Raw genomic sequence first — 22,218 nt, forward strand, 5'->3', positions numbered from 1 at the left:
AGTATATACTAAAAATTTTTAACTTTGTCAATTTTTGTTATTCTTTTTACCGCCGCACGCCACAGGCGGACAGCGTCAAAGAACCATACGAAGTACGCCTACGGCGAAAGTGCAAGTATAAAATTAGTACTAAATAATACTAATTTTGTCTTACATGTAAGATAAAATATTAAATTTAAGTTAAAATATAGTCTTTTTGCTTCTTTGTGGCAATACAACAGGCACTTCCTTCAGTCGCAAAAGAAGTGGGGTGCGGGGCAAAGCCCTGCAAATATTTTAAATTTAAAAAATTTATTTTTGACAAAATATAGTTGTTTAGGTATATATAAGATTATTTATTCAATATTTATAGCATTGATAAAATATGTTTTTATAATATAATTAATATTCAATAAATCAAAAATAATTAATTAGCAAGGTAATAATAAAATGGATCAATTTATAGATGTAGTAAGTTTTGAGATAGAAGCAGGACATGGAGGAGCTGGAAGCGTAAGTTTCAGAAGAGAAGCTCATGTACCTATGGGAGGACCTGATGGAGGAAATGGCGGAGACGGCGGAGATGTTATAGTTAGAGTGGATGCAAGAATAAATAGTTTCGGTAAGATAAAAAGCAGAAAAAGATTCAGAGCGAGAGACGGAGAACCTGGAAGAGCTAGATTAAGCGATGGTAAAAGGGGAGATGATGTTGTTATAAGAGTTCCTATTGGTACTGTTGTTTATGATGAAGATACAAATAATATATTGGCCGATTTACTTGAAGACGGACAAAGATATACTGTTGCTAGAGGCGGAAAAGGCGGAAAAGGAAATAAATTCTACGCTACAGCTACAAATCAGGCACCGGATTATGCACAGCATGGTTTAGATGGTGAGAAATTAAATATAAGATTAGAAGTTAAACTTATTGCTGATATTGGACTTGTAGGAATGCCTAATGCCGGTAAATCAAGTTTGCTTGCAAGACTTACAAGAGCTAATCCAAAAATTGCATCATATCCATTTACTACACTTACTCCAAATTTGGGAGTTTGTTATTTAGATTATGAGAGAAGTTTTGTTATTGCCGATATTCCGGGAATCATAGAAGGTGCCAGCGAAGGTGCAGGACTTGGACTTACTTTCTTAAGACATATAGAAAGAACAGGTGCTTTATGTTTTGTTATAGATTTAACCGATGAAGATGTGGCCGATACTTATAAAAAACTTAGAAATGAATTGAAGCAGTATAGTAAAGAATTAATAAAGAAAAAGTCTATTATCGTACTAAATAAAACTGATATGCTTGAAAAAGATGAGATAAAAGAAAAAGTAAAAGCTATAGAAAAAGCAGTAAAAAAAGAATATAAAAATAATAAAGAAACTCATTATGAAGAGCCTGAAATATTCGCTTTATCCGTATTTAGTTTAGACGGTGAACTTCTTGATAAAGTAACAAATGCATTTTATAAAGCAAATGAAGAAAGATATGATAATACTAAAAAAGAAACTAAAGAACCTTTACTTCTTAATCAGAATAAATCTAAATCAAAGTTAAAAACAAAAAGAGTATTCGGGCCTGTAGTTTCAAAAAGGTTGGGTAATTCTTTGGGAATAGATGTTATACCTCATAAAACTTGCAGTTATAATTGCATATACTGTCAATTAGGTTCTGAGGAAAATACTAAAACTAATCTTGCTAATTATTATTCTGTTGATGAAATAATATATGAACTAAAAGAGGCTTTGCTTAATAATAAAAATATTGATTATATAACATTTGCAGGTTCAGGGGAGCCTACCTTATATAAGGATTTGAAAAAACTTATTTATGAAATAAAGCAGATAACTGATATTCCTGTATGCATTATAACAAATGGTTCTTTGCTTTATAAACAGGAAATGCGTTCTGATTTGCTTATTGCCGATTTGGTTATACCTTCTCTTGATGCTGGTAATATGGATACATTTAAACTTATAGATCAGCCTAATAAAGAAATTGATTTTGATAAAATGGTTAATGGACTTATAGAGTTTAGGAGAGTTTTTAAAGGCGAGTATTGGCTTGAGGTATTTTTACTTAAAGATATAAATGACAGTAAAGAAGAGCTTGATGATATAATAAAAATAGTAAATAAAATAAAACCTGATAGAGTACAGCTTGTTACAGCTACAAGAAGAACTTCAAATGAAAAGGCTAAGGCATTGAATGATGAAGAAATGGAAAAGGCAAAGAAATATTTTGAAGCAAACTGCAGTATTGAAATAGATGTGCCAAGTGTATCCGATAAGGCAAAAGGAAATACCAAAAAAATAACAGAAGAAGATATAATAAATTTTTTAATAAGACAGCCTGATACAGTTCATATGATAGCTATTAGTTTCAATGAAGATGAAAGCAGGGTAAGTGAATTATTAAAAAAATTAGTTGAAAGCGGAAAGGTGAGAGAAGAAATAGTTAATGGCGTATTGTCTTATGCAGTTAATATTTGATATTGTATTTTATATAAATAGATCTAGTTTAAATATTGATTAATTTTATAATTTACTTCTTGATATATTTTTATTTAATAATAGAATTATATAATATTAATATAGAATGTAAATTATGAGAACCGTATTTATTATAATTTTTATAAGTATATGCTGCAATATTATATATTCATTTACCCAAAAAGAAAATGATTTAATTATGGCAGCTGAAAAGTCCGATATTATGTCAATTAGGAATATACTCAATAGCAAAGATGTTAATATTAATGTTCAGGACAGATACGGTGTTACTCCTTTGATGCATGCGGTATTCAATAAAGATATTTATATATTAGAATTATTATTAAAAAACAATGCAAATCCTAATATGCAAAATGATAGCGGTAAAACAGCTTTAATATATGCATGCAATACTTGTGATTTTGATATGATACAAATGCTTATATGGTATAAAGCTGATGTTAATCTCAGTGATAATTATAAATCTACAGCTTTAATGTACGCTTCAAGCAGAGATACTAATATTATAAAATTACTTGCTGAATCAGGCGCTGATATTAATGCTCAGAATTTAGATGGTAAAACAGCTTTAATGTATAATATTTTAAATAAGGCCGATGCTGAAACTATTAAAACTTTTATTAGTTTAGGTGCGGATATTAATATTCAAGATATTCATGGCTATAGTGCTTTGATGTATGCTGCCATATTAGATTATAGAGAATTTGTTGAAATATTAATAGAAAATGGAGCTGATGTAAATAAAAGAAATAATTATAATAAAACAGCTTTAACTATGTCTGAAGAAAATAAAAATTATAAAATGGCTGAGATTTTAATTAAATACGGTGCAGTAAGATAATTAATTATTTTTTAATTTATAGCTTCAAGTCCAAGTAATTTTCTTATTTCTTTATTATTATTTTTTTTAACTAATTCTATTGCTTTACTGTCTACTGTAGCATTGTTTCTTATAAGTTTTCTGCACATTTCTAAATTATTGTTTTCTACAGCTATAGCTAATGGACTATATCCTCTTTTATCTTTTACATCTACATTAGCACCATTTAATAATAAATTATCAGTTATAGACATATTATTATTTTTTACTGCTGTATGTATAGGAGCGTATCCGTTATACATATTATTTAATTCAGATTTGGCATTTATTAAAATATTGGATATTTCAGTATCATTATTTGAAACTGCTATATTTAATGCTAATTGATTTTTATCATTCAATATGTTTACATTTGCATTATATTTTATTAAAGCATTTATAACTTCTATATATTCATTTTTTGATTTATGAGCATTCATTACAGCTAAATGCAAGGCAGTATTTCCATTTTTATCTTTTATATTTGGATTTGCATTTTTTGATAAAAGCAAATTGACACTTTCAAGCAATTTATTAGAATTATTTTCTATAACATAATGCAATGATGTTTTGAAATTTGCATTTGTGTTATCAATATTAGCACCTAATTTTATAAGTTCGCTTGCTGCCTCTACAGAACCATGTCCAACAGCATAATGAAGCATGGTATTAGTATCTTTAGTATCAACATCTATTCCTAAATTCTTTACTAAGTAATTTATATTTTCTGTATTATTTCCAATACTTGCTGATTTTATTAAAGATATAACATCTTCGCTATTCATAAGCAGATATATATTTTTATTAAGATAAAGTTCTAATATTTGAGGATTAGCATATTCTGAAGCTAAAAACTCACTTCTTGGTTTTTCTTTCATTTGGAAATTAATATTAGCTCCGGAATCTATTAATAATTTAACACTTTCAAAATTTTTGTTTATAGTTGCAATATCCATAGCCGAATAGTATGAACCGTCTATATATTTATTATTATTTGTTATTTTAGTATTATTATCCAAAAGAATATTTAAATCAGTATACGGAGAATTTTTAAGTACATTTATAGAAACTGTTTGATTATTTTCAGCAGCTATATGTATTAGTGAGTATCCTCTTTCATCTTTAATATTAGGGCTTATATTTTGCGATAATAGAGTTTGTATAGTTCTGATATCTCCTGTTTTTACTGCATTAATCATTTTATTTTCATTTTCTGTTAATGCATACAGACTAATAATATTTATGAATAATGTTATTATTATAATTTTTTTCATATTATTTCCATTTATTATTAAGTTAATATTATGTATACTAATACATTATAATCATCGTTTTTATATTTATTTTTATTATAACTTTTTTGTTATTAAAATATTATATAAATAAGAATAAAATATTGAAAAATAGAAAAATATAATATATACTTATGATAATATTTGGAGGTTTTTAAATGGCCAGCATAGAAAGAGATAAAGCTGTTGAATTATTTAAAAAATATAATGATGAGCATTCATTATTTAAGCATGCATTATCAGTAGAAGCAGTTATGAGATATTTTGCTAGAAAAAACGGTGAAGATGAAGATGAATGGGGTATGGTAGGATTTTTACATGATATGGATTATGAAAAATATCCTGATGAACATTGCATTAAAGTTAAAGAAATACTAGAAGCTGAGGGACTTCCTGAAAGTTTTATAAGAGCAATTCAAAGTCATGGCTACGGGCTATGTACAGATATTGAACCTTTAAGCAATATGGAAAAAACTTTATATGCTGTTGATGAACTTGCCGGTTTTATTACTGCATGTGCTTTAGTTAGACCTTCAAAGAGTTTAGATGATATGGAAGTTAAATCCGTTAAGAAGAAACTCAAAGATAAAGCATTTGCCGCCAAAGTAGACAGAACAGTTATAAATAAAGGTGCTGAAATGTTAGGCGTTAATATAGATGAATTAATAAAAGAAACTATAGAAGCTCTTATTCCTGTGCAAGAGAGTATAGGGCTTAAGAAAATTTCCTAAATATTAATATTTACGGACTTGGGTTATGAGTAAAATAAAGATACTTACAATAGTAGATATGCAAAATGATTATATGGAAGGTGGCCCTATGGCTGTTAAAGGTGCTGCTAAATTAGTACCTGTTATAAATGATCTTATAAAAAATGGAGAGTATGATGCTATAATTGCAACTCAGGATTGGCATCCTTCAAATCATATATCTTTTGCTTCAACTCATGAAAAAGAGCCTTTTTCAAAAATTAAAGTTATAGATCAAGATACAGGGGATGAAGAGATTCTTACTTTATGGCCTCGTCATTGCGTTGCTAGGACTTATGGTTCTGCTATAGTTGACGGACTTAGAAAGAAAAGAGATTATATATATGTTCAAAAGGGAGTTGATCCTGATGATGAAGGTAACTCCGGATTTTCTTATATGCATAAAGAGTTTATAGATGCTGCAAGAGAAAATAAAGAAACTTTAGTTCTTGATTTTGTTGGGGTTGCTCTTGATTACTGTGTATTTTTTACAGCAAGAGACACTGCTGAATATGTGGCTTCTATAGATGCAGAATATTTAGTAAGTGTAAATGTACTTGAATACGCTTCTGCGGCTGTTAATCCAGAATCTATTGAGGGGTTATATACTTCTTGTCCTCTTATCAATCTTAAAAAGGTTAAATTGTGAAAATTATTAGGCTTGAAAAAAAATCTAATTTTAGTAAAGCCTATATTCATAAAAGCCCTATTGGGGATTTAATACTAACAGCAGATGAAACTTATAAGTATATCACATCATTGGAATTTAATTTAAATAATATTAAAGTATCATCAAATGATGAAGAACCATCTATAATAAAGCAAGCAAAAAAAGAATTAGATGATTATTTTTCAAATGGTTTAAAAAAATTCTCTCTTCCTTTAGCTATATATGGTACTGACTTTCAATATAATGTTTGGATGGAAACTTCAAAGATACCTTTTGGAAAAGTTGTTACCTATTCCGATATAGCAAGAAATATTTCAGATAAAAAGGGAAGCATATCTAGAGCAGTAGGAACAGCCGAAGGAAAAAATAAAATAGCTATTATAATACCTTGTCATAGAGTTGTAGGAGTAAATAAAAAGTTAACAGGATATGCAGGAGGACTTGATAAAAAAGAATATTTACTCAAGCTTGAAGGTTTTAATATAGTTAATTCTAAAATTATAATTGAGTAGGGTTAATTTTATATGCTTAAAAAAACTTATAAAACGAATAGGCTTTTTCTAGTTCAGCCTAATGTTAATATGGCTTCAGAGATAGTTGATTTTTATAGTAGGAATAAAGAGTTTTTTGAAGAGTTTGATCCTCAAAGACCTGATGTATTTTATAAGATTAATACTCATAAAGATATAATAAAAAGAGAGCTTGAAGAAGTTAAACAAAAAAGAATGCTTAAATTTTGGATTTATAAAATTGAAGATAAAAAAAGAATTATAGGAATGATTAATTTTAGTAATATTGTTATGGGTGTTTTTTTATCTTGTACTGTTGGTTATAAATTAGATGAATTTGAACAGAATAAGGGGTATATGACAGAGGCTTTACATGCTGCCATTATAATAGCATTTAAAGAACTTAGATTACATAGAATAGAAGCAAATATAATGCCTCATAATAAGCCTTCATTAGAATTGGCTAAAAGATTAGGCTTTGAATATGAAGGACTTGCCAAAAAATATTTAAAGATTAACGGCAAATGGGAAGACCATGTTCATATGACTATAATAAATGATGAAGTATAAAAATACTTGTTTTAATATGAAAAAAAATTTGAAACTATAGAATTATGTTTATTAATTTCTATAAAAATATATAAAATTATATCTTTAAAATCTTTACAAATTAAATATTATCTGTATAATATACGGCGAAAAATAAATTATAAGAGGTGTATAAATGTCTGTAAAATGTGTTTGGTGCGGTAAAAATGTAGAAGAAATACAAGGGCAGGCTACTATGGATACATGCGATGATTGTGAGGATTTTTTTGAAGAACATATTGATGATATAGCAGAATCTTTAAATGAGCTTCTTAAAAAGAATGAATCTTCATCATCTAAACCTACAGAAAAAAAGGCTTGGGTTAGCTATTCTCTTATAACAGCTATACATATGCTTAGTTCCAAACCTTATATAGAATTTAAAGACTCTAAATATAAAGATTTAATTTCAGGTGATAAAAAATGAGAACATTATATATAATAACTTTTGTATTTTTTTGTTTTACTGCTAGCTTAAGGCCTAAAGCTCAGGAAAATTTTTATTGCGAATACTGCGGAAATAAGTTTAGTTCAGTAAAATTATTAACTTCTCAAAATTGTATGCGTTATCCTGAAGGAAATTATAAAGGTAAGCATAAACTTTATGAAGGTATAGAAAAAGATGAATATACTTGCAAATACTGCGGTAATCAATATAAAACTATAAAACAATTAACTTCAGCAAAATGTATTCGTTATCCAAATGGTAATTATAAGGGATATCATTCACCTGCTTTATAATATTAATAGTAATGAATCAGGTCATAAAAATATTGATTTATTATATAGAATATAATTGATTGTTTTGGGGAAATATATGTCTGATAATGAAAATAATTATAATGAAAAAGAAGAAGAAAAGGTATTTGAACCGGAAATAGTTAATAATGATGATACTGATAAAAATAAATCTCTAAATTCTATACTTTCTTGGATTCCGTTTATATTAGCTTTGATATATACAATTTCTCCTGTTGATTTTATTCCAGATGTCATACCTGTTGCCGGTTGGGGAGAAGATGCTCTATTTTTAATAGCATCAGCTTTGCATGGCATTCAAAATACTGTTTTAGATAAAAATACATCTATATATAAAATTGTTAAATATATAAAATGGGCTGCATTTATATTTACTATTATATTTATACTTATATTGGTTCTTCTTATAGTATTAGTTTTCAAAGTTTCATCTAATTAGTAATTATATATATACTGTAATTTTCTATATTTAATTTAAAAATATAAATTCCGATTATAAAATAGTTAGAATATATTTTAAAGATAGAAAGATGGAAGAGATACAAAAATATTGGAATGAATTTTTAGATATTATAAGTGAAGATGATGAGTTTGCGGGTATTGCCCTATTGAAAGGAAGTGTTTTAATAGCTGATAATGAGAATAAAGCTGATATAGTATGTTCTGGAGATTTTACAGCGGCACATATAAAAAAAGATTTTTTAGAAAGAATAAAAGATTTTTTTGAAGATAGACTAGGGCATAATATAGATATAGATGTAAAAGTAGATGCTGAATTAGTTAATAAATATCTACATATAGAAGAAGCTGAAGAATCTATTGATAATAATAAAGAAAATAATTCTAATAAAAATACATTAGAAGCATCAAAAAAAGAAAATTTTTATAGTAAAAGCAATTTAAATGATTATTTCAGATTCGATAATTTTATACAAGGTAATAATAATAGATATGTATTTGAAGCTGCTAAATATGTATCATCCAATCCAGGTAAAGAATATAATCCTCTCTATATATATGGAAGTGTAGGCATAGGAAAGACACATTTACTTCAGGCTATAGGTAATAGTTATATGCAAAATAATCCTAATGCTAAAGTTCTTTATATAGATGGAAGCGGTTTCAGAGATGAATATGTATCAGGACTTCAGAGCAAAAAACCTGAAATTTTTAAGAGAAGATATAAGTCTTTGGATATGCTTTTATTAGATGATTTGCAGCTTCTTGAAAGTGCCCAGGAAACATCTAAAGAGTTATTTGAGATATTTCAGGCTTTGGATAATGCCTCAAAACAGATGGTATTTGTAAGCGATAAGCCGCCTAAAGAGTTGAGAAATATAGAAGCAAGATTAAAAAATAGATTTGAAAAGAGTCTTATTCTTTCAATAGAACCTCCTCAATATGAAACAAGACTTGCAATAATAGAGAGAAAGTTATTCGATTTGCATACTAGCATAGATGAAGAAGTTATGAAATATATGGCAGAAAATATTACTACCGATGTTAGGAAAATTGAAGGTGCAATAAGGGCTTATTTATCCATAAGAGATTTAATGAAAATAACACCAAATATAGAGCAATGTGAAAAACTTGATATATTCAAAGATTATTTTACTAACAAGCCTAAATTAAAAAATGCTACAATAAAAGAGATAAAAAAGATAGTGGCAGACTATTACGGCATAGAAATATCATCTTTTGAGAGCAAAGATAGAACAAAGTTTATATCTAAAGCTAGGCATGTTGCTATATATTTAGCTTGCGAATATTCTAAGAAATCGGTTACAGAAATAGGACTTGATTTTAACAGAGATCATGCCTCTGTAATACATGCCAGAGATAAAGTGAAAGATGAATTGAAAACAGGCTCCCATTTATACTCAGAAATTAATGATATAATAGCAGGAATATCATAAAATTATTAAATAAAATCTAAAAAATCATTGACTTTTATATGATTTTATATATAATTACAACGTATTGTTAAATTAATACAATTTTTCATAAACCTCCTTATCACCCTGATGTCTTTATCCAGGGTGATACTTTTTTAACCCCAATTTTTATTGTTCAATATTATCATCATTATACTTTTATTATATTTATATGTATAAAAATAATACATAACTTAATATTTTTTATGTATAAAAATAATACATTTTACATTATGCATCTATATATTCTATTATAATTAAAAATTACATATATATTTTAATATGTTTTTGTATTATACTAAATGGTATATTATAGTATATTGGCATATTATAATTAGTTTTGATTATTGATATGTTTTATATGTAGTGTATTAGTATGTTTTTTTTATGAAATATATTTTTATAACTTTATATATTGGCACATTTATTGCATATAATAGTAGTATAAAGTTGAGAATATTAAAAGTCATAAAATAACAGTTAATTAAAGGAGAATAAATGGAAGAGGAAATAAAAGAAACAAGTGAAGATAAAGAGGAAGAAAATACAGAGGCAGAGGCTGTTGAAAATAATGAGAAATCAGAAGAGAATGCTGGAAATGTTGAGGAAGATGAAATAACTGCTTTGAAAAAAAGAATAGAAGAATTAGAAAATGAATCTGCTGATATGAAAAATAAATATATGTACGCTATGGCAGAGGCAGAAAATATAAGAAAAAGAACTGCTAAAGAAAAAGCTGACAGCATAAAAAGAGCAAATAAAGGTTTATTATTATCTCTTTTAACTTTTATGGATAATTTTGAAAGAGCATTAAAAGCAGGAGAGCAGGATTCTAATGTTCAAGGCAGTGAATATTATAAAGGAATAGAATTAATACATAAACAGTTTATAGACTTTATGCATGACAACGGAGTTTCTGAAATAGAATCTTTAGGTGAGGAATTTGATCCTAATGTACATGAAGCATTGACTATGATAGAAGTTCCGGATATAGACAAAGAAAAGGTTGTTGAGGTTTATGCTAAAGGTTATAAATTGAATGATGAACTTTTGAGAACAGCTAAAGTGGTAGTTGGAAAGCCGGCTGCTGCTAAAGAATAAATAAATTAATTAGGAGATTTTATGGCACATATTCAACTTTTTAGAGCTTATTACGAGCCGAAAGCAGACAAAAAAGAAAACATACAGCATATAAACAGAGTTCTTCAGGATTTAAGTGATGCTATAAACAATCATATTAAAGACAAAGAAGTAATCAATGTTGACCTTACTACTTCACATTTAGGTAATGGTCATACTGAATATGTTGTTAGTGTTCTGACGAAGGACTAATAACAAATAATATATAAACAATTTTAAGATATATTAATATTAATTTTAATATTAAAAGATTTAGTAATATTTGAACAAAGGAGAAATTTATTATGAGTAAAATAATTGGAATAGATTTAGGAACAACAAATTCATGTGTATCAGTAATGGAAGGCGGTAAGCCTGTAGTAATAACAAATGCTGAAGGAAACAGAACAACTCCTTCTGTAGTAGCATTTACAAATAAAGGCGAGGTATTAGTAGGACAGCCTGCTAAAAACCAAATGGTAACTAACCCAGAAAATACAATATTCTCTATTAAAAGATTTATGGGTAACACTTATGCTGAAGTAACAGAAGAACGTTCAAGAATGCCTTATACAGTTATAGAAGAAGGCGGAAAAGTAAAAATTAAAACTTTAGAAGGAAACTTCACTCCTCAGGAAATAAGTGCAAGAATACTTCAAAAGATGAAACAAACAGCAGAAGAATATCTAGGCGAAACAGTAACAGATGCAATCATTACAGTACCTGCATACTTCAATGACAGCCAAAGACAATCTACTAAAGATGCTGGCCGTATTGCTGGACTTAATGTATTAAGAATAATAAACGAGCCTACTGCTGCAGCTTTAGCTTATGGTATGGAGAAAAAGAAAGATGAGAAAATCGCAGTTTATGACTTGGGCGGCGGTACTTTCGATATATCTATACTTGAATTAGCTGATGGTGTATTTGAAGTAAAAAGTACAAACGGTGATACTCACTTGGGCGGTGATGACTTCGACCAAGCTATAATTGACTGGTTAATAGATGAGTTTAAGAAAGATACAGGCGTTGACTTGAATAATGATAAAATGGCTTTACAGAGATTAAAAGAAGCTGCTGAAAAAGCTAAGAAAGAAGTTTCAAGTTCATTACAAACTGATATTAACTTGCCATACTTGACAGCAGATGCTTCAGGTCCTAAACACTTGAATGTATCTTTATCAAGAGCAAAATTTGAGGACTTAGTAAGAGATTTAGTAGAAAAAACTCGTATCCCATGTGAAAAAGCATTGAAAGATGCAGGACTTTCTACTAGCGATATAGATGAAGTTATACTTGTTGGAGGTTCTACAAGAGTACCTTTAGTACAGGAAACAGTTAAAAACATATTTGGAAAAGAGCCAAATAAAAGCGTAAACCCAGACGAAGCAGTAGCAATGGGTGCTGCAGTACAAGGCGGTATCATTAAAGGTGATGTTAAAGATGTTCTTCTTCTTGACGTTACTCCGCTTTCACTTGGTATTGAAACAGAAGGTTCAGTAATGACTGTTTTAATCAACAGAAACACTACTATACCTACAAACAAAAAACAAGTATTCTCTACAGCAGCAGACAATCAATCATCTGTAACTATCAGAGTATTACAAGGTGAAAGAAAAATGGCTAATGACAACAGAGAGCTTGGAAGATTTGACTTGGTAGGAATACCTCCTGCACCAAGAGGCGTACCACAAATCGAAGTTTCATTCGATATTGATGCTAACGGTATCGTACATGTTACAGCTAAAGATCTAGGTACTGGTAAAGAGCAGAAAATAACAATAGCTTCTTCAAGCGGACTTAGCGAAGATGAAATAAACAAAATGGTTCAGGACGCTGAAAAACATGCTGAAGAAGATAAGAAGAAAAAAGAGGAAGTTGAAGCTAAAAACAATGCTGACCATATGATTTATCAGACAGAAAAATTATTGAAAGAAAACGGCGATAAATTACAGCCATCAGATAAGTCTGAAATTGAATCAAAAATGAGTGCATTAAAATCAGCAGTAGATTCTAATAATACAGACAGTATTAAAAGAGCTACAGACGATTTACAAGCAGCATGGAGCAAAGCTTCAGAGGCACTTTATAAACAAGCAGGAGCTCAGCAGCAAGCACAGCCTGATGCTGGACAACAACAAGCACAGCAAAATAACAGCCAAGATTCAGGCAGAAAAGATGACGGTGTAGTTGATGCTGATTATGAAGTTGTTGATGACAATAAATAATAAAATAGATAAAAAGTAAAAGTTGAATATATAAAGTCTAATGGGCGGTTGGAAGTTAATTTTTAATGTTTGATTTTCAGCCGCCTATATTTTTAATATTTATATGGAATTATTAATGAAAAGAAATATAGAATTAGTAAAAGCATCCAGACTCGGAGATTTAGAGAAAGTAAAAAATATATTAGAAACAACAGAAGAGTTTGAACATAATGAACTTAATATAGCGTTAGAATATGCATTATTAAAAGGTCATAGAGATATAGTAAAAGAGCTTGTTATAGCTGGTGCTTCTAATACAGAAACTAAATTAAGATTAAATTATAATAATGTTTCATTTTATTATATCGTAAACGTAAATTATGTAGAATGCATATATGAATTAATGCTAATTTATTATTCTTATATTGGAGATTTTGAAATGGCTGAGCTATTAATAGACTCAGGAGTTAATGATTTAAATAGAGCTTTGATGTCTGCTTCTGAAAAAGGGCATTTAGAGATAGTAAAACTTTTAATAGACTCAGGAGCTAATGATTTAAATGGAGCTTTGATGTCTGCTTCTGAAAATGGGCATTTGGAAGTAGTAAAATATTTATTAGACTCAGGGGCTGATGTAAATGCTAAATATAATGATACCTGGCATAGTAAAACAGCTTTGATGTTTGCTTCAGAAAAAGGACATTTGGAAGTAGTAAAATATTTAATAGATAAAGGAGCTGATGATTTAAATATTGCTTTGACGTCTGCTGCAAAAAATGGGCATTCAGAAGTAGCCGAATTTTTAAAATCAAAAGGGGCTAAATAATAAAATATATTTAAAATTTTTGTTCTTTGACAATTTAATATAATTGTATTTTTTATTTTATTAACTGTAACAATTTTATTAGATCCATATTTTACGATAAAATAATTGAAATTATTTTAATATTTCTTTTTTATGTGTAAAAAATCATGTAAAAATGAAAAAATAATTTTACAAACTTAAAGATTTTGATATTTACTATACATAAAAAATAGTAAAATTTATAGGAGTATTAAGTACAATGGAATTATTAGAAGCTGTAAAAAATAATGATTTAGAAAAAGTGAAATCTTTAATAGAAAATGGTGCTAATATAAATACCAAAGATACAGCCGGAGAAACTGTTTTGACTATTGCTGCTAAAGGCGGAAATTTGGAAATGGTAAAATATTTGATATATGAAGGATCAAATGATTTAAATAATGCTTTAACTTATGCAGCAGAAAACGGACATTTAGAAGTTGTAAAATATTTAGTTGATAAAGGTGCTAATGTAAATGTGAAAAGCGGTTTTTATACTGTTTTGAGTTCTGCTTCAATCGGAGGACATTTGGAAGTAGTAGAATACTTGCTTGATAAAGGTGCTAATGATTTAAATAGTGCTTTAACTTATGCTGCAGATAATGGGCATTTAGAAGTTGTAAAATATTTAATAGAAAGAGGCTCTAATTATTTAAATTGTGCTTTAGGTAGTGCTTCAGAAAGCGGACATTTAGAAATAGTAAAATATTTGCTTGATAAAGGCGCCGATATAAATGCAAAATGCGGATTTAATACTGCTTTGAGTTCTGCTTCAGACGGAGGACATTTAGAAATAGTAAAATATTTGATAGATAAAGGTGCTGATGTAAATGCAAAATGCGGATTTGATACTGCTTTAGGATATGCTTCAGATGGCGGATATTTAGAAATAGTAAAATATTTGATAGATAAAGGTGCCAGTGATTTAAATTGGGCTTTGAGTTATGCTTCAGAGAGCGGACACCTAGAGGTAGTAAGATATTTAATAGATAAGGGTGTAAATATAAATGCCAAAGATGATTTTACTAGAACAGCTTTAAGTTATGCTTCAGAAAAAGGACATTTAGAAATAGTAAAATTACTTATAGATTCAGGAGCAAATATAAATGATGAAGACGGATTTCATGGAACAGCTTTAAGTTTTGCTGCTGGAGGCGGACATTTAGAAATAGTAAAATATTTGATAGATAAAGGTGCTAATGATTTAAATAATGCTTTAATGACAGCTTCAAGCAGAGGACATTTAGATATAGTAAAATATTTGATAGATAAAGGTGCTAATGATTTAAATAGTGCTTTAATGGCGGCATCTGACAATTTTCATTTTGAACATTTAGAAGTTGTAAAATATTTAGTAGATAAAGGTGCTGATGTAAATATAAAAGATAAATCTGGTAAATCAGCTTTGAATTATGCTTTAGAAAAAGGGCATTTAGAAATAGCTGAATTATTAAAGGCTAATGGTGCTGTATAAAATATATTTAATTAATTGTTAAATTACTAAAAAATATATATTAAATAATTGAGAATATTTTTATTCTTTTAAAATTTGTATTAGTTTTATATATAATAAAAATTTATGTATAAAAAATTATTAAATTATAACTTATTTAAAAAATATTTTTTTGTGTTATAATATTTGGCAATAAAAATAAGGCAGATAAGTGAAAAATAAAATTATAGCTTTTATTAAAAGAAAGAATGAATCTATTCATACAACAGAAACTATATATATAGCATCCATACTTACTATGGTTGGCGGTTTTGTGGATGCTTATACTTATATTACTAGAGGCGGAGTTTTTGCTTATGCTCAGACAGGTAATATAATATTTTTTGCTATGGGGTTGGTAAAAAAACAATTTAAAGATACTCTGCATTATTTTATATCTATTATAATTTTTGTTATTGGAATTTTTTTTGCTTTGTATATAAAGAAAATTTTGAATAAAAGGAATATAATTGAATTTGAATATGTTATTATATTAATACATTCTATTGTATTATTTATAGTAGGTATATTGCCTGAAACATTTTCTGACACTGTGATTGTGGGAAGTATATCATTTATGTCAGCAATATTTATGATAACATTTAATAAAGTTGAAGGACTTTCTTATGTTACAAATATGTGTACGGGTAATTTAAGATCTGCTTCAGAGAATTTATTTAAATTTTTATTTAATAAAGATAAAACAGGATTAAAAAAAAGCTTAATGTATATTACAATATTATGTTCTTTTGCTTTAGGTGCTTTTTTAGGAACATTATTTACAAATATGATTGGAACTAGATCTATATGGATTTCTTCTGTTTTATTATTGATAGTTGAAAGTTTAATGTTTTTTGAAAAATAATAACTTGGTGAATTTTTTTATATATAAAGGATATTTATTATGGATAAAGATTATTATAAAATACTTAATGTTAATATGTTTTCAAGCAATGAAAAAATAAAGAAATCTTATAGAGAATTGGCTATGAAATTTCATCCTGATAGAAACCCAGGTAATGAAGAAGCTAATAGAAGATTTATAGATATAAATGAAGCTTATGAAATTTTATCTAATAAAGAGACTCGTATGCAGTATAACATTAAATATTTATCTTCCAATAAATATGTTGTAGGAGGTTTAGCTGCGGCAGGTGTAGGATTGGGTTTAATATTAAGCAGAAGAAAAAAATAATTTTTAATATTTAGAATAGATAATTTTATTAAGAGGATATGATAAATGGCAGACAAAAGAGACTATTATGAAGTATTAGGAGTGGCAAAGACTGCTACTAATGATGAAATAAAAAAAGCATACAGAAAATTAGCTATGCAGTATCACCCGGATAGGAATCCTGGTAATAAAGAGGCTGAAGATAAATTTAAAGAAGCTACAGAGGCTTATGAAATTTTATCTGATGAGAAAAAACGTGCTCAATATGATCAATTTGGATTTCAGGGAGTACATAGTGATTTTGCTGATGCTTATGGCAGAGGCGGTTTTGACTTCTCATCAATGTTTGGAGGAGCAGGCGGTTTTGGTGATTTAGATGATATATTCAGTTCTTTCTTTGGGGGCGGATTTTCAGGCAGAGGATCAAGATCTCAAAGACGCGGTAATGATATAAGACATGATGTTACTTTATCTTTGGAAGATGCTGTTTTTGGTAAAAAAATGGAAATCAAATTAGATAAAAATGATATTTGTGATGTTTGTCATGGTACAGGAGCAGAACCTGGAACAAAGACTCAGACTTGTCCTACTTGCGGAGGAAGCGGAGAAGTTAGAATGGCCCAGGGATTTTTCAGTGTAAGAAGAACATGCAGCAGATGTAATGGAAGCGGTTCTATAGTAACAACACCTTGTAAAAATTGCCGAGGAACTGGAACAGTTAAGAAAACTAAAACTATTTCTGTTAATATTCCTAAAGGTATTGAGGATAATACTCAGCTTAGAGTAAGCGGAGAAGGTGAGGCTATAGGAGGAGGAATAGCAGGAGATTTATATTTATATATACATGTAACTCCTCATCCTAACTTTGTAAGAGAAGGTATAGATTTAATAACCGAGGTTGGAATTAATATTGCTCAGGCTACATTAGGTGCTGATATTTATATACAAACTTTGGATAAAAAGAAGGTGAAAATAAAAATTCCTGCAGGAACTAATAGCGGACAAAAATTCAGATTAAAAGGAAGCGGTGCATCTCATATTAATAGATCTGGAAGAGGGGACTTATTAGTTATAGTTAATATAGATGTTTCATCTAAATTATCTTCTGAGGAAAAAAGATTATTTAATGAACTTAAAAAGGTTATGCCTTCTAATGATGAGCCTGCTTTAAGAAAGCCTAGTAAGTCTAACTGGTAAATAGAAATGAATAATTATAAAAGGAGGAAATTATCCTCCTTTTTTTAATTAGGATTGAAATTAGAAATTAATTCTAATATTTCATTTGTATTTTGCATTTCATCTATTGAAGACATAAATAATTCATAAGATTTTTTATTTTCAGTCATTTTTTTTATTTTTGATATTATTGATATTGGATTTTTAGAATTATATATTAAGGCATTTTTATCATCAGAAGCTATTTCAGCAGATGAGCTTTTAGCATCTATTATAGGTAATGTTTTATAATGCCAAGCTGCTATTAATTGTGTATAGAAAGAATCTTTTATATTATGTATTATCATAGCATTTGAAGTTTCTATTTCTTTTCCAATTCTTGAATTATCATCTTCATCTATAAATTCCACATATTGTTCTATAGCTAATTTGTGAATATTCTCTTTTAATTCTTTATCATATCCTATAATTTTTAATTTATATATATCATCATTTTCTTTAAGATACTGCGCATAAGCTGCTGTACATTTGAATATACTGTCTTCTTTATTATAAAATATCACTATAGATTTATCTTTTTCTTTTTTATCGTTATTAATGAATATATACGGAGAAAAATACGGCTGTATTATTTCTATATTTTTGATATCTTTATGTAAATATAATAATCTTTCCTTTGTTTTTTTACTTCCGCATATTATTATATCAATATTATCAGTATGCTCATAATCTAATTTCATAAGTCTTTTATCTATTAATTTTGTTTTACTGTCTTTTTTTTCTTGAAAATACAGATGATTTTGGAAATTTAAAGTATACCATACTATTACAGGTAATTTGTTAATTCTTTTTTTTATTAAAATATTTTTTGTCATAGATGCTATTATATTCATAGGGAAATCTATAGCTATAATTGCATCAGCATTTTCAGCAATATTTGCTATATTATTTGCAGATTTTTTTAAGAATAATAAAGACAAATGTTTTCTTGCAATATAAGCAGGAAAATTCTTTGGAAATGATTTTGAAAATACTGTTATTCTTATAGAGGATTTATAAAAATGTTCAACCATATTAAGCATGAATTGATTTGATTTATCTTTCATATTATTTGCATTAGATATTAGTACAATAATTTCTTTCATTTTTTATCCGTCATAATTAAAATATACCAAATCCCATTCCGATATTTGAAATGATAAATAAGGACTTGTTATGAAAATAAATAAAATTTTATTTTTAGTTTTTACGATATATATTTCGGCATATTCCAGAGATATTTTACAATATCATACTGTAATGAGTGATAGAAATGCAAATATTACTTTAGAAAGCGTATCTATAAATTCTGATAAAGTTACTTTAGATGAAAATACACAAAATAATTTAAATAGAGAATTAGATAAAGTTAGAAAATTTATACAAGACGGTAAGTTTTTTGAAGCAATTAATTTATGTAATTCATTAGAAATTAATTATAAAGATTATTATGAAATATATTATTTTAGAGGGCTTTCATATTATAGAAGGGCTGATTTTTATTATGCTTCTTTAGATTTTAAGAGACTTTTATCATTATATATAGAAGAAAAAGATTATGATAAAGTTTATGGTTTGATTATTGAGTTTTTTGATAATATTAATGAATATGAAGAAACTTTAAGGTCATGTATTATTGCCTACAAGATGACTAATAATCCTTATTGGCTTTTTTTAGCAGGTAATTCTTCTTTAAAAAACGGAGATATTAAAAGTGCGGATTATTATTTTAATGCCTGTATGAAGCAAAATAATTCATATGCTAATGAAGGATTGGGAGATATAAATTATTTAAATAGTCAATATGATATGGCTATAGATAATTATAGAAAGGCAAGGTATTCTAATAATGAAGAAAAAATTAGAATTCAAACTAAAATAAGTAATGCTACTGTGAAGAGAGAAATATATGCTTGGAATGCAAGTTTAACTTCTCAAAATTACACAAATGCTTTAAATATATTAAATAATATATCTTCATATTCTAAAGATTATCCGGAAATAACAGTTGCATTAGCTAAAACATATTTTGCTTTGGAAAATTATAATAATGCTAAAAGTATATTATTAAGACTTATTACATCTGTAAAAGATTTTGATGAGGCTTATGCTATATTGGCTCAAATATATTTATATGAAAACAATGAAACTGAGGCTATAAAAATATTAGAAAGAGGATTGGAATATACATATAATAAGCCTAGATTATATGAGACTTTTGCATCTATGTTATATGGTTTGGGGTATAGTTATTATCCTGATAAAATAATATCTCAGATTATTAACTTGTATAATATTTCTGATGAAAATAAAATTGATTATAGTAAAAGTTTAATAAGACAAAAAAAATATGATGAGGCTTATAAATTATTAAATTCAGTTTCTTCATATAAGGATATTGCAAATAACTTATTGAATAATATAGAATACAATAAAATATTAGATAAGGCTGAACAATTAAAACAGAAAAAATATTATGTTGATATAAGGCAGCTTCTTTCTAAATATAAATTTGATGGAAATGAAGAGCAGCTTAGAATAGGATATATTGCTGATGCATATAATAATTTAGGTTCTATAGATGAAGCTATAAATATATTAAAAGAGAATTTTAATGCTAATACGATAAGTGTTAATAATGTTTTTTTACTTAGAAAGTTATTAGGTATTAGAGCTTCAAACAATGATACTTCAGCATATCAAAAAGAGAGAGATGCTATAGATATAAGAGCAACTGAATATTGGGAAGAAGAATTAAAATTGAATTTGAATTTAGTTACGGATAGAGTATTCGAATTTATTAGATATAATAAATTTGATGAGGCTTTAGCTTATATATCTGATTTAAGAAATAAAAATTATGATGTAGCATATATAAAAAAAATAGAATCAACAACATACGGACTTTATGCAGCATACTTATATGAGAATAAAAGATATGAAAATGCAACTAAGACTGCTGCTTTGGCTGTAAGAAGAAATAGAAGTAATTATGATGCTATTGCTGTTCAAAATGAAATGTATATAGATTCATATTTAAGCTCTATTGGTTATTATGATAATATAAATGCTTATGTAAGTTTATCATCTACTATGAAAGAAATTTTAAGAATTTCACCTGCATATATAGATAATAGAATAAAGCTTGCTGAAGCATATATCTACGAATATAACATAGAAGGAATTAACATAATTAATAAGATCACTGAATATATTAATGTTAATGGAGGAAAAGATTCATTATTAGGAAGAGTATATAATAAAGCTTATTTATATGAATATTCTCTCTTATGCTATAATAGAGCTTCTAAATATGTTAATGTTAATCCTATATATGTAGCTGAAAGTGCTGTTAATATTCAAAATTATAATCCTTCTTCTGAGGATCTTCAAAATTTAATTACTGAAAATATTAATAATCCTGATAGACTTTATGCAGTTTCAAAGATTTATACTAAAATGGGAAATTATAATGAGGCTTTGAATATTATTAATAAAGCTTTATCATTTGATAGTAGAAATATTAATTATATATATCAAAGAGGATATATTAATGAACTTATGGGTAATGCTAAATCAGCATTAGCAGATTATGAGAGTATAATAAGAATGAGAAAGAATTATGCTGCCGCTAATTATAGAGCTGCTTTAGTTTATCTAAATAATTTAAAAAATGATATGAATGCTGAAACTTATGCTTTAAATTATTTAGCATTAGTTCCTGATGATTACAGCGGCTATAAACTTTTAGCAGATATTTATAAATTTAGAGCAGAAAAATATATAGACCGTAATACAAAAACTTTACTCAAGGAGGCTTTGAATAATTATCAAACTGCATTAAGCAAAGCTGTATGGGGAAGAAATTTAGAAGTTAGAAATACAATATTAACTGACATTGATTATGTACAAAAGAAAATAATAGAATAAGCTTATTATTGTCGCTAATAAAAACTAATAAAGCATAAATGGCATATTTCAATCCCGCCCTTTATGCTTTTTTATTTTTTACTGAAAATAAAAAGCTTAACTACCTTTTTTGCTTAATTTATAAAAGCACGCCCGCCCAAATTTTATTATATTTATTATTTTATTTCACGCACGCTAAGCGAAACTTTATTGATAATTTTATTTGCAATTACTATATATTTAATATTTATAATTTTGTTTACCGTGCGGTAATAATAGTTATAAATTCTTAGTATACTGGGTGGGGAGTAGAAATAACAGTGTGAAATAAAAAAAATATAAAAGCAGAAATTACAAGTGTGATAGAAAAACTATAGGGTGGGATTTTTAAATTATTTTTTTTAA

21 protein-coding genes are annotated in these 22,218 nt (G+C 27.5%); 19 read left to right on the forward strand and 2 right to left on the reverse strand.

Features of this window, described 5'->3' with window-relative positions; genetic code table 11:
- The first annotated feature begins 429 nt into the window (after positions 1 to 429).
- Entirely contained in the window at positions 430 to 2,472 is a 2,043-nt protein-coding gene (gene obgE / locus BHYOB78_RS05240) for a GTPase ObgE (RefSeq protein WP_020063418.1), read from the forward strand.
- Positions 2,473 to 2,587: 115 nt separating this feature from the next.
- The gene (locus BHYOB78_RS05245; RefSeq protein ID WP_020063419.1) at positions 2,588 to 3,334 is read left to right on the forward strand and encodes an ankyrin repeat domain-containing protein; all 747 of its coding nucleotides are present in this window, start codon (positions 2,588 to 2,590) and stop codon (positions 3,332 to 3,334) included.
- 11 nt (positions 3,335 to 3,345) lie between these two features.
- Here the strand turns inward: BHYOB78_RS05245 and BHYOB78_RS05250 are convergent, their stop codons facing one another.
- Positions 3,346 to 4,626, reverse strand: a complete 1,281-nt coding sequence (locus BHYOB78_RS05250; protein WP_020063420.1) for an ankyrin repeat domain-containing protein — start codon at positions 4,624 to 4,626, stop codon at positions 3,346 to 3,348.
- Positions 4,627 to 4,802: 176 nt separating this feature from the next.
- On the opposite strand from BHYOB78_RS05250, the gene BHYOB78_RS05255 reads away from it, so the two are divergent.
- The 16 genes from BHYOB78_RS05255 to dnaJ all read left to right on the forward strand — a co-directional run bounded on the left by BHYOB78_RS05255 (position 4,803) and on the right by dnaJ (position 17,886).
- Positions 4,803 to 5,375 (forward strand): HD domain-containing protein, encoded by a 573-nt coding sequence (locus BHYOB78_RS05255; protein WP_012669763.1) that lies wholly within the window; start codon positions 4,803 to 4,805, stop codon positions 5,373 to 5,375.
- 25 nt (positions 5,376 to 5,400) lie between these two features.
- Positions 5,401 to 6,042: an isochorismatase family protein gene (locus BHYOB78_RS05260; RefSeq protein ID WP_012669764.1), complete on the forward strand. Its 642-nt coding sequence runs from the start codon at positions 5,401 to 5,403 to the stop codon at positions 6,040 to 6,042.
- Positions 6,039 to 6,575, forward strand: a complete 537-nt coding sequence (locus BHYOB78_RS05265) for a methylated-DNA--[protein]-cysteine S-methyltransferase (RefSeq protein WP_020063421.1) — start codon at positions 6,039 to 6,041, stop codon at positions 6,573 to 6,575. The genes BHYOB78_RS05260 and BHYOB78_RS05265 overlap by 4 nt, the downstream gene beginning before the upstream one ends.
- Positions 6,576 to 6,587: 12 nt before the next feature.
- Positions 6,588 to 7,142: a GNAT family N-acetyltransferase gene (locus BHYOB78_RS05270; protein WP_012669766.1), complete on the forward strand. Its 555-nt coding sequence runs from the start codon at positions 6,588 to 6,590 to the stop codon at positions 7,140 to 7,142.
- A gap of 154 nt (positions 7,143 to 7,296) precedes the next feature.
- Positions 7,297 to 7,587: a hypothetical protein gene (locus BHYOB78_RS05275; protein WP_012669767.1), complete on the forward strand. Its 291-nt coding sequence runs from the start codon at positions 7,297 to 7,299 to the stop codon at positions 7,585 to 7,587.
- On the forward strand, positions 7,584 to 7,901 hold the full coding sequence (locus tag BHYOB78_RS05280; protein WP_020063422.1) for a hypothetical protein: 318 nt from the start codon (positions 7,584 to 7,586) through the stop codon (positions 7,899 to 7,901). Before BHYOB78_RS05275 ends, BHYOB78_RS05280 begins: the two co-directional genes overlap by 4 nt.
- Positions 7,902 to 7,977: 76 nt before the next feature.
- Positions 7,978 to 8,358: a YkvA family protein gene (locus BHYOB78_RS05285; protein WP_012669769.1), complete on the forward strand. Its 381-nt coding sequence runs from the start codon at positions 7,978 to 7,980 to the stop codon at positions 8,356 to 8,358.
- Between the two features lie 91 nt (positions 8,359 to 8,449).
- Positions 8,450 to 9,835 carry a chromosomal replication initiator protein DnaA gene (gene dnaA, locus BHYOB78_RS05290; RefSeq protein ID WP_012669770.1) on the forward strand — a complete coding sequence of 462 codons (1,386 nt, stop codon included), beginning with the start codon at positions 8,450 to 8,452 and terminating at the stop codon, positions 9,833 to 9,835.
- A gap of 516 nt (positions 9,836 to 10,351) precedes the next feature.
- The gene (locus BHYOB78_RS05295; RefSeq protein WP_012669771.1) at positions 10,352 to 10,954 is read left to right on the forward strand and encodes a nucleotide exchange factor GrpE; all 603 of its coding nucleotides are present in this window, start codon (positions 10,352 to 10,354) and stop codon (positions 10,952 to 10,954) included.
- Between the two features lie 21 nt (positions 10,955 to 10,975).
- Positions 10,976 to 11,185 (forward strand): hypothetical protein, encoded by a 210-nt coding sequence (locus tag BHYOB78_RS05300; RefSeq protein WP_020063423.1) that lies wholly within the window; start codon positions 10,976 to 10,978, stop codon positions 11,183 to 11,185.
- Positions 11,186 to 11,277: 92 nt separating this feature from the next.
- Positions 11,278 to 13,200 (forward strand): molecular chaperone DnaK, encoded by a 1,923-nt coding sequence (dnaK, locus tag BHYOB78_RS05305; protein WP_020063424.1) that lies wholly within the window; start codon positions 11,278 to 11,280, stop codon positions 13,198 to 13,200.
- Between the two features lie 115 nt (positions 13,201 to 13,315).
- Positions 13,316 to 14,005, forward strand: a complete 690-nt coding sequence (locus tag BHYOB78_RS13410) for an ankyrin repeat domain-containing protein (protein WP_020063425.1) — start codon at positions 13,316 to 13,318, stop codon at positions 14,003 to 14,005.
- Between the two features lie 238 nt (positions 14,006 to 14,243).
- Complete coding sequence (locus tag BHYOB78_RS05315) at positions 14,244 to 15,497, forward strand: ankyrin repeat domain-containing protein (protein WP_028331236.1); 1,254 nt, start codon at positions 14,244 to 14,246, stop codon at positions 15,495 to 15,497.
- Positions 15,498 to 15,687: 190 nt separating this feature from the next.
- Complete coding sequence (locus BHYOB78_RS05320; protein ID WP_020063426.1) at positions 15,688 to 16,380, forward strand: YoaK family protein; 693 nt, start codon at positions 15,688 to 15,690, stop codon at positions 16,378 to 16,380.
- 39 nt (positions 16,381 to 16,419) lie between these two features.
- Positions 16,420 to 16,710: a DnaJ domain-containing protein gene (locus BHYOB78_RS05325; protein WP_020063427.1), complete on the forward strand. Its 291-nt coding sequence runs from the start codon at positions 16,420 to 16,422 to the stop codon at positions 16,708 to 16,710.
- Positions 16,711 to 16,755: 45 nt separating this feature from the next.
- A complete protein-coding gene (gene dnaJ / locus BHYOB78_RS05330) occupies positions 16,756 to 17,886 on the forward strand; it encodes a molecular chaperone DnaJ (RefSeq protein ID WP_012669777.1) in 1,131 nt (376 codons plus the stop codon).
- Positions 17,887 to 17,930: 44 nt separating this feature from the next.
- Here the strand turns inward: dnaJ and BHYOB78_RS05335 are convergent, their stop codons facing one another.
- Entirely contained in the window at positions 17,931 to 19,010 is a 1,080-nt protein-coding gene (locus BHYOB78_RS05335; protein ID WP_020063428.1) for a glycosyltransferase, read from the reverse strand.
- A 70-nt stretch (positions 19,011 to 19,080) separates the two neighbouring features.
- Between BHYOB78_RS05335 and BHYOB78_RS05340 the strand changes: the two genes are divergently transcribed.
- A complete protein-coding gene (locus tag BHYOB78_RS05340; RefSeq protein ID WP_020063429.1) occupies positions 19,081 to 21,834 on the forward strand; it encodes a tetratricopeptide repeat protein in 2,754 nt (917 codons plus the stop codon).
- The last annotated feature ends 384 nt before the right edge of the window (positions 21,835 to 22,218 follow it).

The sequence above is a fragment of the Brachyspira hyodysenteriae ATCC 27164 genome (assembly GCF_001676785.2).
GTDB classification, from domain to species: Bacteria; Spirochaetota; Brachyspiria; order Brachyspirales; family Brachyspiraceae; genus Brachyspira; species Brachyspira hyodysenteriae.